General features: G+C 62.5%; 18 protein-coding genes. 2 read left to right on the top strand and 16 right to left on the bottom strand.

Annotated elements, in window-relative coordinates:
• Positions 1–2: 2 nt before the first annotated feature.
• The 9 genes from KFE19_14525 to KFE19_14485 all read right to left on the bottom strand — a co-directional run bounded on the left by KFE19_14525 (position 3) and on the right by KFE19_14485 (position 7,475).
• Positions 3–971 carry a hypothetical protein gene (locus KFE19_14525; GenBank protein QUO37571.1) on the bottom strand — a complete coding sequence of 323 codons (969 nt, stop codon included), beginning with the start codon at positions 969–971 and terminating at the stop codon, positions 3–5.
• A 12-nt stretch (positions 972–983) separates the two neighbouring features.
• Positions 984–1,709: a LysM peptidoglycan-binding domain-containing protein gene (locus KFE19_14520; GenBank protein ID QUO37570.1), complete on the bottom strand. Its 726-nt coding sequence runs from the start codon at positions 1,707–1,709 to the stop codon at positions 984–986.
• A 13-nt stretch (positions 1,710–1,722) separates the two neighbouring features.
• Positions 1,723–3,756 carry a tape measure protein gene (locus KFE19_14515; GenBank protein ID QUO37569.1) on the bottom strand — a complete coding sequence of 678 codons (2,034 nt, stop codon included), beginning with the start codon at positions 3,754–3,756 and terminating at the stop codon, positions 1,723–1,725.
• Between the two features lie 148 nt (positions 3,757–3,904).
• The gene (locus KFE19_14510; protein QUO37568.1) at positions 3,905–4,312 is read right to left on the bottom strand and encodes a hypothetical protein; all 408 of its coding nucleotides are present in this window, start codon (positions 4,310–4,312) and stop codon (positions 3,905–3,907) included.
• The gene (locus tag KFE19_14505; protein QUO37567.1) at positions 4,313–4,753 is read right to left on the bottom strand and encodes a phage tail tube protein; all 441 of its coding nucleotides are present in this window, start codon (positions 4,751–4,753) and stop codon (positions 4,313–4,315) included.
• 16 nt (positions 4,754–4,769) lie between these two features.
• Entirely contained in the window at positions 4,770–5,888 is a 1,119-nt protein-coding gene (locus KFE19_14500; GenBank protein QUO37566.1) for a phage tail sheath protein, read from the bottom strand.
• Between the two features lie 5 nt (positions 5,889–5,893).
• Complete coding sequence (locus KFE19_14495) at positions 5,894–6,391, bottom strand: hypothetical protein (GenBank protein ID QUO37565.1); 498 nt, start codon at positions 6,389–6,391, stop codon at positions 5,894–5,896.
• On the bottom strand, positions 6,388–6,870 hold the full coding sequence (locus KFE19_14490; GenBank protein QUO37564.1) for a hypothetical protein: 483 nt from the start codon (positions 6,868–6,870) through the stop codon (positions 6,388–6,390). Before KFE19_14490 ends, KFE19_14495 begins: the two co-directional genes overlap by 4 nt.
• Positions 6,870–7,475, bottom strand: coding sequence for a hypothetical protein (locus KFE19_14485; protein QUO37563.1), 606 nt, complete (start codon positions 7,473–7,475; stop codon positions 6,870–6,872). The genes KFE19_14490 and KFE19_14485 overlap by 1 nt, the downstream gene beginning before the upstream one ends.
• Before the next feature lie 106 nt (positions 7,476–7,581).
• Between KFE19_14485 and KFE19_14480 the strand changes: the two genes are divergently transcribed.
• The gene (locus KFE19_14480) at positions 7,582–7,770 is read left to right on the top strand and encodes a type II toxin-antitoxin system HicA family toxin (protein ID QUO37562.1); all 189 of its coding nucleotides are present in this window, start codon (positions 7,582–7,584) and stop codon (positions 7,768–7,770) included.
• Between the two features lie 27 nt (positions 7,771–7,797).
• Positions 7,798–8,193: a type II toxin-antitoxin system HicB family antitoxin gene (locus KFE19_14475; GenBank protein ID QUO37561.1), complete on the top strand. Its 396-nt coding sequence runs from the start codon at positions 7,798–7,800 to the stop codon at positions 8,191–8,193.
• 60 nt (positions 8,194–8,253) lie between these two features.
• On the opposite strand, the gene KFE19_14470 is transcribed toward KFE19_14475, so the two are convergent.
• From KFE19_14470 to KFE19_14440, 7 genes are read right to left on the bottom strand one after another with little or no spacing between them, the layout of a single operon-like run.
• A complete protein-coding gene (locus tag KFE19_14470) occupies positions 8,254–8,580 on the bottom strand; it encodes a phage gp6-like head-tail connector protein (GenBank protein QUO37560.1) in 327 nt (108 codons plus the stop codon).
• A 3-nt stretch (positions 8,581–8,583) separates the two neighbouring features.
• Positions 8,584–9,831 carry a phage major capsid protein gene (locus KFE19_14465; GenBank protein QUO37559.1) on the bottom strand — a complete coding sequence of 416 codons (1,248 nt, stop codon included), beginning with the start codon at positions 9,829–9,831 and terminating at the stop codon, positions 8,584–8,586.
• A gap of 10 nt (positions 9,832–9,841) precedes the next feature.
• Positions 9,842–10,537 (bottom strand): hypothetical protein, encoded by a 696-nt coding sequence (locus KFE19_14460; protein ID QUO37558.1) that lies wholly within the window; start codon positions 10,535–10,537, stop codon positions 9,842–9,844.
• Position 10,538: 1 nt separating this feature from the next.
• Positions 10,539–11,831, bottom strand: coding sequence for a phage portal protein (locus KFE19_14455; protein ID QUO37557.1), 1,293 nt, complete (start codon positions 11,829–11,831; stop codon positions 10,539–10,541).
• A complete protein-coding gene (locus KFE19_14450) occupies positions 11,828–12,004 on the bottom strand; it encodes a hypothetical protein (protein QUO37556.1) in 177 nt (58 codons plus the stop codon). Before KFE19_14450 ends, KFE19_14455 begins: the two co-directional genes overlap by 4 nt.
• Before the next feature lie 31 nt (positions 12,005–12,035).
• Complete coding sequence (locus KFE19_14445) at positions 12,036–13,835, bottom strand: terminase (GenBank protein QUO37555.1); 1,800 nt, start codon at positions 13,833–13,835, stop codon at positions 12,036–12,038.
• Complete coding sequence (locus KFE19_14440; protein ID QUO37554.1) at positions 13,836–14,354, bottom strand: P27 family phage terminase small subunit; 519 nt, start codon at positions 14,352–14,354, stop codon at positions 13,836–13,838.
• Between the last annotated feature and the right edge of the window lie 290 nt (positions 14,355–14,644).

The raw sequence follows: 14,644 nt of genomic DNA, 5'->3' as shown, positions 1-14,644 counted from the left end.
TCTCACTCCATGAGATTGCGGAAATTCAGCGTGAATTTTCCTGTGTGGATCCGGTTTTTCCAGGTGTGGGTGTCCGCGTCCACCCAGAAGAGGCCGCTCACGCCGCTCCCGGTGTCCCGCAGCAGCACGGCCGTCCCGGCGATGAGGTCCAGAGGCGGGTCCTCCACCTGGACCGTCAGGTTCTGGCTGAGCCCATGGTCCTCCAGCCACGCCCGGGCCTCGTCCCCTACGTCCTCTCCGCTGCTCTGCCGGAGCACATGGCAGAGCGTTCCGTTCAGGGCTATGGATGCGGCATCGTCCACGTTCCGCACCAGCGCCCCGTCGTCGGTGTAGATGGCCACCCGGTTCTGCATCTTCTCGATGTTCCAGGTGTTGGCGACGCCCATGGTTCGGACGATCTCCATCGTCGCCGCCGTGGGCTTCTCCCGCACCTCAAAGCGGCCCTCCCCGGTGAACCGCATCACATACCGCTTCCCGCTGCGTTCCCCGGCCATGGTGTACAGGGTCCGGATGATGGAATCCAGCGTTTTTCCCGGGAAGTTCTGGGTCAGAGCCACTCCCGTGGCTGCCAGCGTCCCCACCGGGATGCCGAAGTCGGAACAGATGGTCCGAGCCGCCGCCTCCGGCGTGATATTGGTGAATTTGTAAAATCCCTCGTTGCCCGCCAGGAACCGCCCCCGGTCCAGAGCGGACACATTGACCACGAAGCTCTGGCTGCTGGTGGAGCACTGGATCAGCGGCCCAAAGAAGAGGGTCTGGCCCGCTGCCTGCTGCGTGAGCCACGCCCCTTCCTCCAGTGGAGGGGCCTCTACGCTGCCGTCCCTGGGGATCACCAGCGCCGAGCGCAGCTCTCTGGCTGTCTGCCGGATGTCTCCGGACCAGGTGATGGACTGTGTCAGCGCGGTCACATCCCGCGTCTCACCGCCGCCCGGCGCCGTGACAGACAGGCGGTAGGCGTATGTCTGTTCCATACCGCACCTCCCTCACGCCGTGAAGCGTTCTCCGTCCCAGGAGAGGCTGTCCGCCAGCGCCTGACTGGCGCTCTTCGCACCGGCTGCCGGCAGGTCGCCTGCCGGCGGGATCGTCAGCACCTGTCCGGGATAGATCAGGTTGGGATTTTTGATGGCCGGGTTGGCGGCCGCCAGCTTCGTGTACGCGGCGCCGCTGCCGTAGTATTTCTCCGCGATGGTCCACAGGCAGTCGCCGGAACGCACCGTGTAGGTCTTGGCAGCGGCCGCGCCGCTCTGGCTGTCCCGCTCCGTGGCGGCGCCGCCTCCGGAAACTGCCAGCACCGGCGTCTCAAGCCGCTGCCACTGCCGCAGGGAGATGGAGACATACCGGTCATTGGTCCCGTCGCGCTCATCCTTGGTGAGGTCGGAGATCATCACAGAGAGGTTGATCCCTGTGCCGGACACGATCCACTGCAGTTGGGCGCCGCTGTCCCGCCAGGCCTCCAGCTGGGAGATATATCCCTCCGGATCCACCCGGCCGCCGGGCACGATGAACGGGTAGTCCTGGGCCGGCAGGAGGCAGTCCTCCAACGTCCCGTCCCCCATCTTCGTCCCGCCGAACAGCGTGGCCTCCCCCAGCTGGTCCAGAGAGAGCACCTGCAGGTCCGCCGGACCATGCCAGCTGTACCCCGCCGGCGTCACCGGAAGGACCAGCTCCTGGCTGGTGGCCGGATCCACAAATGAAATGATGCGCAGCATCGTCGCAACCTCCTCAACTCTGAAAGCCGGCCAGCAGCTTCCGCGCCGCCGCATTTGCGATGGCCTCCGCCACCGCCTCCTCATCCATCCCGGCGCCGAAGGTGTTGCCGGTGACGTGGATGACGATACCGGACCCGCTGTTTCCCCGGTCCTCCTCCCGGGCCTGGCTGGCCGTCAGCACCCGCTCATCGCGGTGCAGCAGCGCCGCATACCCGTCATAAGGCACTCTCCGCAGTCCCGCCGCATGAGGCCTCATGTTCTCCACATTCTCCAGGTCCTCCAGCAAACTGCTCTGGGAGGTGGAGTATTCGCTGGTCGGCACCCCTTCCGGCGCCTCCTCCATTCCTGCCGCCCGCCCCTTGGAAAATTCCTGTCCAAGCGTATATCCTGCGTCCCAGTAACTTTCGTTCAGCGCGGCATCCTCCCGTACTCCCTGGATCAGGGACAGCTCCTGGGCCAAAATTTCGTCCTTGCCCTCGTTGGCGTTGTACTCGTCCATGCCATGGATCTTGGCCTGCATGATGATCCGACCCATCTCGGCGGCGTCTCCCTCCGCCTGGGCGGCCTGGTACTCCTCCGAACCCATGGCATCGTTCACGGCATCCCGGATATACTGCTCCTTGGCGTTCTCCATCTCCGCCTTCCAGGCGCCGATGGCCTCATAGGCCTCCCCCAACTGGTCACTCTCCAGCCAGTCCTGCTGGGCCTCGATGCCAGCTTTCCGGGCCTCGTTGTACCCTTCGCCCATGCGGGCGTTCAGATTGGCCTCCGCATCCCCCAGGTTGTCCACCATGGCGTCGTAGGTGGAGGCGAGCTTCTCGCTCAGTCCGCCGAATTCCTCCTGGATATAGTCCAGGATGGCCTGGGCGGCCTCTGTACCGCCGATCTCCCCGCTGGTAGCCATCTCCCGTACCCGGCTCTTATCGATCCCCAGGCCCCGGGCAATGGCCTCGTCCGCATCCAGCCCCCGCTCGGAGAAGTAGTTCATGTACTCCTGGGTCAGCTTCCCTGTGGTCCGCATCCGGGACAGGGCCGCAATAAACATCTCCACGCCGCTGCTGTCCAAGTTGAGGCCCGCCGTGGCGTCGCTCAGCTTCTGCAGAACGGAGAAGGTCTCCTCTGGGTTGTAGGTATTGAGGAGGGACTTGGAGTAGCCGGTGATCTCATCGTAGGTGTAGTTGGTCCCGGTGGCCATCTCCCGCACCTGATCCAGGTAGTCCCGGGCCGCCTGGTCGCTGCCCAGGCGCTGGGTAAAGGCGATCTGGTCCTGCTCCCGCTGGCCCGCTGTCACCGACCCGGAGGAGCGGATGGAATCCATCTCACTGAGCTGCCCCTCCACGGCGTCCTGGACATAGCTCTTGAACGCCTCGTCTCGGGAACCGTATACCTCGCTGGCCCCGCTGGCAAGGCCTACCACGCCGCCCAGGGCCGCGCCAACCGCGGTACCAACGCCGGGAGCGATCATAGACCCAATAGCCGCGCCGCTGCCGGCTCCGCTGAGGATGCCGCCGAACAAAGACCCCCCCTCGCTGCCGAGAGCCGACCCAGCCAGAACGGAGGCCCACTGTCCTGCCGCATCTCCCAGCATGCTGTACAGGCCTGCCCGGCCCAGGGCGGCGAGCATGCTTCCGCCTGAGGAGACGGAGCTTGCCCGGTTGTCCGCCTTGGAGATGGCGTCCGTGGTGTTCAGCAGGTCCTTCTGGGTCTGACGGGCTCTGCGGCTCACCAGATCCAGCTGGTTGGCCACGTTGTTGTAGTTCTGGACGGCCGCGTCGAAATTGGCCTGGGCGGTCTGCCGCTCCGTCTCTGTGGCGGTATCTCCCAGCTCCTCCAGCGCCCGGCGCATCTCATCCACCTGGCTCTTGGCCTGCTTCAGGTCAATGTTTTTCAGTTGGACCTTCGTCCGCTGTAGGATATCCAGCTGCTTTTGCAGCCCCTCCACATCCTGCTCGAACCCGTCCAGGTTGTTCCGCATCCGGGTGACGGACTGGCTCAGGTTATCCGTAACGGAAAATGCAATGCTGGCGTCGGTTTTTCGGTTGGCCATCAGATCTCACCGTCCTTCCGCCGTCTGTTGTCGAGCAAAAGCGCCTGGATCAGCACCCTCTCCCCCGGGGGCCGCCGCAGGTAGTCCCCGGGAAAGATGCCGTGCTCCAGCAAAAGCCGCTGAGCCACGATCAGATCCGGGCGCTCCGTCAGTTTTTTTCCAGGTACTCCACCGCGGCATCCACCGCCGCCTTCTCCCGCTCCAGAGGCACCACGCTGCCGGCGCCGTAGCCGTTGAGCAGATCAATGATCCGGGTCACCTTTGTGACCTCACCCTTACGCAGCAGTTTCTTGAGGGCATCCACTGGGGTGGCGCAGCCCTTTTTGTCGTGATACCACGCCTCCTGCCGCATCTCCGGGTGGTTCACCACGCTGGCCAGGATCAGATGGATATCGGGGTCCTGCTCCCGGCTGATGCTCTTGAGCTTGTCATAGGGCAGCTCCTGCAGCTCCAATACGATCCCCAGCCGGGGCAGCTCCACCGCCGCGGTCTCCGGCTCGAATTCCGGCAGATCCAGAAGGCTGGCCACGATGTTCTTGTCCGCTTTCTTCGCCATTTACTGCACCTCGATCTGGTCCAGAAGCTCATAGCGGGTGAAGGTGAAGGGCTTGGTCACGGTACCCACCGTGGCCGCCTGCCAGTCCGCCAGGGTCAGATCGTCAAAGCTGACGTTGTAGGCGGCCACCCGCTCCGCGCCGTAGCTGTCCGGATCCCGCAGCTTGGAGATGACGGTGAACCGCCGGTCCACGCCGTTCTGGAGCCCGGACTGCTTCTGGGCAAAGCCGCTGTCCACCTTATAGAGGGTCAGGCTGCCGGTACCGGAGCCGGACGTGCCCTTGCTGTCCTCCATGTACTGCCCGCAAAGGCTGACGGTCTGCTTGTTGTTGGCGATCCGCAGCTGGCAGGCGGTGCACTCGGCGATCTTCTCGCCGTCGATCCAGACCTCGCCCCAGGTGCCGTTGATCACCCGTCTTGCAGTATCAATCGTTTTTGCCATGGTCGATTACCTCCTTTCAGGCCGCCAGGGTGACCAGCGTGTTGAAGGTCACCTCAAAGTCCTCCATGGCGTCCACCAGACGTCCGCCGCAGGAGATGAACACCCAGGATCCGGTCTGGGCCTCCCGGATCTCCTGCTCCGTCATATTCGCTACCTCCACGCCCTGGGCCTTCAGCCAGTTGGTCTGGGCGTCCAGGTCGATCTGGCACCAGCTCTCCCCGGGGTTCAGCACACCGGCGCCCTCCAGGTACTGGAGATACTCCAGGATGGCCGCGATCAGCAGACACTTGTTATCGTAAGTGTTCGGGTACCGGCCCAGGTACTCGCCCTGGATGGTGGTCCGGAGGTAGTATGTGATGAGATTCATCCCCTCCACGATCTTGATCTTGCTCCAGTCCTTGCTGCCGTCCACCGGGATGGTGGTGAGGCTGTTGACGCCCCGGGCGATCTTCGCCACCTGGCCATCGTGGATCAGGATCAGGTTTCCGCTGTTGATCGCCGCGATCTGCTCGGCCTCCGAGCGGGCCGTCACCGCCGTCACCTCGGGAAGGCTGGCGTTTGTACTGGACATCCCCATGGGGATCCCCGCCAGGATGCCGGCGAGCCTGCTGGAAAACTGCGCCGCCGTGTAGGTGGTGCTGCCCGCCGCCAACTCGCCGTCCGTCTCCTGATAGGAGATGATGCCCATATCGTCCGGCGGCGTGGCCGGATTGGGCTCCACCAGCTTTTCCGTGAAGTACGCCTTCTGCCGGGCCTTGACCCAGGTCTCCAGCACTACCTTCTCGTCCGCCGTCACATCCGGGGGCGGGGCGATATAGTCCAGGGTCTGGTTTTCGATGAGCTTCAGCCCAGCTTTCAGAGCCGTGGTATCCTCCGTACCCGGAGCGATCACCACCGCCACCACCTTGCTGGGCTCTCCCCGATCGCTGCCGGTGAAAGCCCGCTGGATATAGGCCTGGTTATCCGCCCCCAGTTCAGAGGGGATCAGGGCCGGGCTGGTCAGAGCGTGGACGCCCTGGGCTTTGGCATCCCGGACGAACACCCCCACAAATCCCTTCTTGCTTCGGTTCGCCGTGGCCTGTGCTGCCTTCTGAAAGGCAATGGTCAGACTGGGCAGGCCGATATTCGTTGACATACCGATCACTCCTTTTCTCGTTCCACCGGGGGCGTCGTGCCCACCAGCATCGTATAGTGTTCCATCAGCGGTACACCGCTCTCGCTCTCCGGCGCCGTATCCTCATCCGTGTAGCCCGGCCGGCTGTCCACCCAGGAGGCGGAAAACCGCACATAGGCCTCGCCCGGCCCCGGCGCCTCCGCCGCCACATGGATGATCAGCGACCGATCTCCCACCCGCAAGGCAGGCCCGGCAAACGCATCCAGCACCGCCAGCTGATCCGCCCGCAGCGACTCCGTACTCTCCACGGTGTAGCTGTCCGTGGCAGCGTAGAGCAGCACCTCCGCCTCATAGCTCCACTCCACCAGGCCGATGCCAGCGTCCGCATAGCTGGCATCCGTCACATACAAAAATCCGGAGGGCCGCTGAAAATCCACCGGGCAGAAATCCCGGTACAGCATCCGGTCCGGCCACATTGCGGCGATTTTTGCCGCAATGGCCTCTGTCAGATCCTGATACGTCACAGCCGTCCCTCCAGTCCGTCGATGATGGTGCCCAGCAGCTCGTCCAGTTCCTCCTGCGTCAGGCTGTCTGCCTGCCGGCGCACCGTGTCATAGAACCACAGGCCCGGCACCGCGGAGACGCGCAGCCTCGGCTGATACCGGTATCCGGCTGCCTTCGGCCCCGGCCTGGGGCCTCCGGTCCGGTGGCCGCCTTCAATAGCGTTGGTGATGTAGCCCACGGCGTAGCGCTTGCCGCTCTTGGTGGTCTGGTAGGTCTTGGCTCTGGCCCGCACAGCCACATACCCGCCGCCGCTGCCCAGGTGGACATCCTGCCAGCCGGCCACTTTGCCGGTACCGCCGATCTGACCGCGCACCTGCTGCAAAAGCGCCTGGCCCACCTGGGAAAGGGCCCGCCGCTTTTCTTCCGGAAACCGCTGCAAAAGGGCGTCCCAGCTCCTGCGGATACGGTCCAGGCCCTCCAGCTCCACCGTCTGCGCCATCACACATCTCCCCTTCTTGCGATCTCATACTCGTTTTTGAACTGGTCCAGCACATGGCAGATCGTCACGGCATACACGGCCTTTGCCGGCCCGTCCTGCACAGTCACCAGGTCTCCTGCCTGAAGCGAGATCTCCTTTGGGACCACCAGCACGTAGCTGGTATCGTTCTCCGCATGGGTTTCCTCCCGCTCATACCGGGCATACTTCTCCGTCAGAATGCCGGGAAAACTGATGCGCATGGTCTCCGCCGCGACGGGCCGTCCGGCGGCCCCCACGGTGTCCTCCGTCCGGGTGGCCAGGCACGTCACCACATTCACCAGCGCCGCCTGTACGTTCAGATGCATCCGGTCCAGCTTGGTGATGCCGGTCAAAAACAGATGCTGCCCTCTCCAGCGCAGGGCCTGGCAAAGGGAAAGGGGACGGGTACGCAGCACCAGCTTGGCATTCCGGGCGCCGATGCCCACGGAGGAAAACAGGTTTTTGCCTCCGTCCACCTCCACCTGGGCCCACAGCCGCCCGCGGCTTACCCATTCCCATGTATCGGCCTGGGTCTCCTCCAGCTCCAGCAGCTCCAGGCGCTCACTGAGGTCCCCGGCGTCAATCATGCAGCTCGCCTCCTTCTCCCTTAAATTATACGTGTTTTTACGTGTTTTTTGCTTGACATACGTATAAACACGTGCTATAATAAAACCATGGAAAGGACGTGATCCCATGCCGATGAAACCCAAGGAGATGATCAAGCTCCTGGAAGCAAACGGGTTTGAGCTGGTGGACTCCAACGGATCGCATCATAAATACCGAAACAGGACCACGGGCAAACAGACCATCGTTCCGGTCCATGCCAAGGAACTGAAAAAAGGACTGGAACAGGCGATTCTCAAACAGGCGGGGCTGAAATAAGCCCCGCCCCCAAAAGGAGGCTATCTTATGGAAAAGGTTTTTTACCCCGTTATCTTTCACCCGGAGGATGTGGGCTTTTCCACCTTCGTCCCCGATCTGGACGGCTGCTTCTCCCAGGGTGACACCTTGAGCGAGGCGGTGGCCATGACCCAGGACGCCATCGGCCTGGTGCTGGAGGATTACTTCTCCGCCGCCAAGCCCATCCCCGCGCCCTCTCTCCCCGGTGTGCTTTCCCTGGAAGAGGGAGACTTTGTGGCCATGGTGGAGTTTGACGAACTGGACTACCGCAAACGGCACGAAAACCAGGCCGTCAAAAAGACCCTCACCATTCCCGGCTGGCTCAACCACCTGGCCGAGGAACAGGGCCTGAACTTCTCCCGCGTCCTGCAAAACGCCCTCAAGCGGGAGCTGAACGTTCAATAATCGCTTTTAGAGGCCGTCCCTTCTCATCCGCCCCGGCGTAGAGCCGGGGCGGATTTTTTGTCATGTGTCCGAATCGGACACCGCCGGTTCCGTACGCTTCAGCTGGTTGAGGGAGCGTCGAAAGGCGGGATTTTCCGCCGCTTGACTGACAGGCTCCTTGGTGTCCCGATTGTCCCAGGCATCCAATACCATGGCATTGACGCACAGGTCATACAGAGCTGCCCGATTGGCGTCCGATTCCGACCGGGTCACACCTGCCCCCTCCATATACCCGACTGCCCCCGCATAAAAAATGGGGATCAGCAGCTTTACCTCCGGGTCATCCGCAAGTTCTGTCAGCTTGCAGTAGGCCAGCAGGCTTTCCCTGCGCTCATCCGTCAGAGCCACAGGTTAGTCCCCGGTAGCGGGCAGGGTGGCCACCACGAAACCCTTGTCCACGATCAGGTTGCCGCCCACCATGGCGTCGCCCAGGATGGTCAGCATCCGCTCAACTCCCTTGATGGACTCATCCACCCGCACGGTATAGTCACCGAACAGGCCCAACTCGTAGTTCCTGGGATCTCCGTACACCATGGCCTGGATAGCCGCCGCGCCGGCAGTAGACTCAGAAAGGGCGGTCAGCTGCTTGGAGATGGAATAGGGCACGATGGTACCGCCCTCCCGGATGGTGCCGATGTTAGGGTTGGCGGCATCGGGCACGATGTCATAGAGACGCCGCTTCTCGTTGGTACCTCTGATTTTGCCGATGGCCTGAAGGTCCTTCTTGTTGAGGTACAGCCTGCAGTTGCCGCCCAGTTCCTCATCGCCGCCGTAGGCAAACATCAGCTCGGTCAGAAGATCCTCGTTCACTGCGCTCACATTGAGGGTGGCGAAGATGTTGGCGCCCGCCACGTTTTTGGCGGTTTTGATGCCGAACATGTCGTTGGTGGCCTGGCCGTCGCCGTTGAAGATCATCTTCACCGTGTCCCGGCGCATGGCCTTCATAGCCATGTTGAACACCTTGGCGTAGTAGTTGGCGGGGGTCAGCCGGGCGATATTTCGATCCACGTAGCTGGTGGTGGTCAGTTCATAGGGGCTGATCTTGGCCACGCCGAAGGTAGGGTCCGCAGAGGCGGTGCGAACGGTTCCAGCAGCAGTGCTAACCTTCGCGCCCTGGGCATCGGGCTCGGAGATCACATAGGGCTCCAGGTATGCGGCCATGCCGGTCAGGTCCTGAACATACACCTGGTCAATGATGGCGCCCACGCCGTATCCCAGAGCGTCCCGGATAGTGCTGCCGGCGCCGGTGGGCTGCGCCAGAGTGCCGGTGGCCAGCGTCACGGCCTTCTCCACAGGCTTGGGGGCAAACAGAGCTTTGGCCACTTCCAGGGGAGAGAATTTCACCTCCAGGCCCTTCATCAGCTGGTTGCCCCGCTCCTCCGCCTTGTCCCTCTCCTCGGCCGGGTCAGGAGCTTTCTCCATGAACTTCCGGTCCTGCTCCCGGACCAGGTCCTCCAAGTCCTTGATCTCATCGTTCATGTTGGAGACCTTCGCCATCTCCGCCCGATACTCCTCCCGCTTACCCTCTTTCAGCAGGGCCTCGGCGCCCTCCAGTAAAGTGGAGCGCTGCTGCTTCAGATCGATCAGTTTGCGTCTCATGTCGTCCTCCTTAAAATCTTGTTTTTTCCAGCTCCAGCAGGGCCTCATCCTGCCAGGCCATATCTTCATCGGGCGCACCGCCCGCAGGATCACTGTCCGGTCCCTCCGGCCCGCCGTAGCGCTTGACCACACCGGCCGCCGGCTGCGCAGGCACCGGCAGCATGGACACCTCATAAGCGTCCTCTGCGCCATCCAGCTCGATGTAACACTGCTTGCCGTCATACTCTGTGCCCTTGATGTGCTCGCACCAGGTCGTACGACGGTCTGCTCCGCAAATGGAGCAAATGGCCCGCTTCGTAAGAACACCAACACTGCACTCCCGCAGCAATCCAGACTCAATGGCAGCAATGGTATCACTGTTGCCCTGAAGCCGGGGCATATAGCATCGCAGCACCAGCTGCATCCCGCCATCTACACCTGCCATGGGTTCCACGTCGGCGGCATATACGCGAGCTGTCTGACTGCCAGCGCTCCACTTGTGGTCCATCAGGACCGGCCGACCCACAAAAAGGACCGCAAGCCCCTCCAGAGTTTTTTCGGTGAACCGTTCAATGTCTCGGTCTACCTGATTGTTGCAGGCCGCCAGGCGGAAGGTAAAAACCTCGTCCGCGGTCAACGGCCGCAAGGCCTGGGCATTGATAAGGGACAGCTCGCTTTCGTTCAGAACAGCTTTTAGAAGCCGTGCCTGTTTCAAAATCTGATCCATGTCATTCCTCCTGTGTCTGGGGCAATCCCGCCCGCAGTCTGCTCAGCTCCGGCCAGATGGAGAGTGGCACATAGTTCAGACTGGCCCGGTGTTCGTCTCCTCCTGGGATGTCCGGCAGATCCTCTAGGGCCAGAACGTCGTTGACGCTGAACGGCCCCTCCTGCAGCATGACCTGATACCACTGGCCCCGAGCCGCTGTATCTCCCCGAAGCTCCGCCATCATATTGATGCGGATCTCCAGGCCAGCGTCCACCTGACTCGCGTTCAGCAGCTTCCAGGTCATTTCTTCTTCATACTGGGTGACGATGGGGTGAAGCGTACTGACAACATACTCGATAGCGTTCTGTTCGTTGCTGTTGTAGGATTGCTTGCCCTCCTGCAGCTTGTAGAGGGGAACTCCGAAATACCGGGCGATGTCCCGAATGGAGACTTCCTTGCTCTCGATGAACTGGGCGTCGGAGTTGCTGGAAGCGATGGCGGTATACTTCAGGCCCAGATCCAAAATGGCCAGGCGATGACTGTTGCTGGGCCCGGCGTGAACCTTTTCCCATTCGCTGCGAAGCTGATCCTTCAGCGTCACGCTGGACCCGTCTTCCCGGGTCAGCACTTTCCCGTCCGGCCCCTTGGCATATCCGCCCAGATCGCTGTCTGTCTCCAGCACACCGGAGGGCTGACCGCCGTTCTCGTAAAAGCTCAGTTCATACTGCTGCTGCGCCCGGGCGGAGGCAATGGTCTCGCTTGCTCTCCGGAGCGTACCAACGCCCTTGAGGCCGTCCCTGGTAGCTGTCTTGTAGTGGCAGATGTCCTCATTGGGCAGCACCATGGGCTCTCCAGTCCAAGGGTGGGTCACTGTGTACCACACACGGCCGCCAAGATCCCGCCAAGGCTCCACCAAATGGCCGGGTATCGGAATCAATTCGTCAATGCGGCCTGTCCTTGGGTTTCGCAGGATCCAATCGTAGCCGTTTCCATTCACCTGGCGGCTTGTCTCCAGCACCTTCTTACGGATAAACGGCGTCATGGCCTCGTTGGGCCGCACGTTCAGCAGCTGCAGCTGGGGCAGGTCTAACCGCTCCCGGGTTTTGCTGTCCATAATGAAGCACGGGAGCTTACCCATGGAATCAGACAGGATCTCAATGCAGCGGTCCACGGCGCTGAGCTTTCGAGCAAACGTCTCGCCGGTGTCGGTACCCGTGGGCGAGTACCCTGCAGTGATCAGCGTTTGCGCCGTCACTGCCTTGCGCACCCCGGACGGAGACCGAGCCACCGCCCGCAGTCCCTCCCGGATGCTCATGCCTTACCACCTCCCAGGCAGCTGAGAACGGCGCCCGCCAACAGCATCGCGCCGGCGGTAATGATCCCCGCAGGAAGATAGATTATCCCGGCTCCCACGCTTACCAGCGCCGCGCCAACTCCCATCATCAGCTCTGTGGCGTAGGCCGCCACCCCATCCTTCAATGCCTTCATAGATCTCCTTCCCGTGTCCGAACCTGACACGTTACAAAGTGAATCCCGGCCGGTCCATGGCCGCCGCCAGATCCGGCTTCTGGTTCCGCTTGATCATCCACACCGCCACCACGATGATAGAGGCCACGGTGGGGTCGATCCGGCCCCGGGACTTGTTTTTCAGCGGCTTGCAGTTTCCGTTGCCGTCCACGTAGCAGCGCACATTCCCGAAGGTCCAGCGGAAGCAGGTGTTGTGGACGTGGAGCAGCTGGTGCCGGGTCATCAGGTCGTCCATCTCCTTCATGGCCGGCGACATGTTCTTGAGATCCTGGGGGATCTCAATGATGGGCACGATAGGCTCCAGCCGCTGGGTGATGGTCCGGCTCAAATAGGGGTCAAAGCCCACCGTCTGGAGGTCAAAGACCTCCGCAGCCCACCGGATGGTGGCCTCCACGTCGCCGTAGTTGATGATGTCGCCGTCGCAGAGGGTAAGGAACCCTGCCCGTTCCCAGTCCCGGTAGGGCACATGGTCCCGGCGCTCCGCCTCCTCCACGGTGCCCCCGGGCCGCCAGATGAACGGCAGCAGCACCGCCGTCTCCAGCCCCGGCTGCGGCGGGAACAGCAGCACAAAGGCCGTCAGGTCCTTGCTGGTGGAGAGGTCCACGCCGCCGTAGCAGAGCTTTCCGTACAGATGCTCCTTTACCCAAGGCTCCCGCTCTGCCTTCTTGCTGGGACCAAACTGGGTCTTGTCGTAGAGGTTCAGGGAGATCCAGCTGACGGCTTTCACGGAGATCCACTGGTTGAGCCGCAGCCAGCGGAAGAGCTTCTCTCCCGCCTCGCTGCGCCGGGCCTCCATGGCCTCCAGCCGCAGCGTCCGGATCTTCAGGTGCTTGCCCAGGGACGGATTGCAGAGATACCAGAGTTTTTCGTCCCAGATGTCGATATCCTTCAGATCGTCCGGATCATCGCCGTACATGGCAGTGATGCCGTACAAAATCGGCAGCCAGTTGGGAAGATCCAGGGACAGCAGGTCCTCCTGGGCCTGGGCCATGTCCTCGTCGGACACGTGCCGCAGAGAGAGGACCTGGCGCGGGTCTCCGCCTTCATCCAGGATCCTGCGCAGCCGCCGGGCATCCCGAACGCCTACGGCTTTCTCATGGATCTCCCAACCGATGGAACCGCGGTCCGGGTCGTCGCCGGCGGTGGTCAGCACGATCCACACCGGCTGCTTCCGGCCGGAGCCGGCGCCGAAGGTCATGACGTCCCACAGTTCCCGGTTGGGCTGGGCGTGGAGTTCGTCAAAGATCACGCAGCTGGGCTTGTAGCCGTGTTTGCTGAACGCCTCCGCCGAAACTACGGCCATCACACCCACGGTGATCCACTTGTATCCGCCGTTCCCGGTTCTGACCCGCTGGCGGTATTCCACCCGCTTCCGGGACTCCACGATGTTCAGCTCGCCCCGGGCGATCATCTTGGCTGTCCATGGGGCCGTGGTCAGCATAAAGACCGCTGCGCTGAATATGATGCCGGCGTTCTCCTTATCCGCCGCGCAGATATAGACCTCCGCATTCAGCTCCCCATCGGCGAACAGGTGGTAAATGCCCAGGGCCGCCGCCAGCTCGCTCTTGCCGTTTTTCTTGGGGATCTCCATGTAAAGGTACCAGTACTTCCGCAGATACTCCCCGGTGTCCTCATCCGTCACCTGCCGGCCGTAGAACTCCATGATGGAGCTTCGTTGCCAGTCATACAGTTCAAAGGGGCGGCCGTTGTCCGTGTTGGGCAGCCGGGAGATAAACTCGCAGACAAAGGCCCCGGCCGACTCGTCGTAATACTCGCTGGCGCGTACCGGCATTTACCTGGCCCCCTCCAGCGCCGCCGCCTGCCGCTGCCGGAGCCGCTGGGTGAACTCATCTTCCCCGGCCGAGGCAGGCGCCTTGGCGGCGTTCTGCACAGCCGCGGGCACCACGATCCGGCACCGGGAGGTGACGGACAGGCCCATGGCCTCGGCACAAGTCCGGGCCTGCTTGAAGTAGGTGCCCTGGACACTGGTCCACTCCCTGGCCAGCTTCTCGTCGCCGTCCCGGATGGCAGCCGCGGCCTTTTTGTCTGCCCGGAGCCACCGCTCCCGGGAGAGGAAATATTGACCCAGCACGTCCCGGTCCAGCTCCGCATAGAGCCCGGCGGAGCGCAGGATCTCACCGATCTCCCGATATTCCCCATGGAGCCGCTTGGGCAGCCATTTGGGCGGGACAGCCTCATCCGGGGGCGGCACATGGACCTCCTGATCCCGCCGCGCGTCCTTTTCCGCCTCGGTCAGATGCTTACGGCCATTGGCCTCTACGATTTCCGTGGGCTGTCGCTTTCCGGCCATCGGCCGCACCTCCTTTCAGCCGACCGGGCGGCGCATATGTCGCTGTATCGTGATGGCGCATGTATCCGCACCGCTCCGGTGTGTTCAGGCAGGCCCGCTCACAGCCCTGCAGATCCGGGCAGGCTTTGCAGCATAACGCCGGATGCTGTTTGCAATACTGCCAGGCCCCTCGCAAACCGCACTCTCTGCGGATCATCCAGAACACCTCCTTTGCGTGTCAGAGTCGGACACCTTGCTCGCCCGGGGAACCCTCGGGCTGCCGGTCGCCTCCCGCCGTGGGGAAAAATTTT

The organism is Dysosmobacter sp. Marseille-Q4140, assembly GCA_018228705.1.
Taxonomy (GTDB): Bacteria; Bacillota; Clostridia; order Oscillospirales; family Oscillospiraceae; genus Oscillibacter.
Note: the sequence above shows the minus strand (reverse complement) of the source record. Positions and strands in the feature narration are given on the sequence as shown.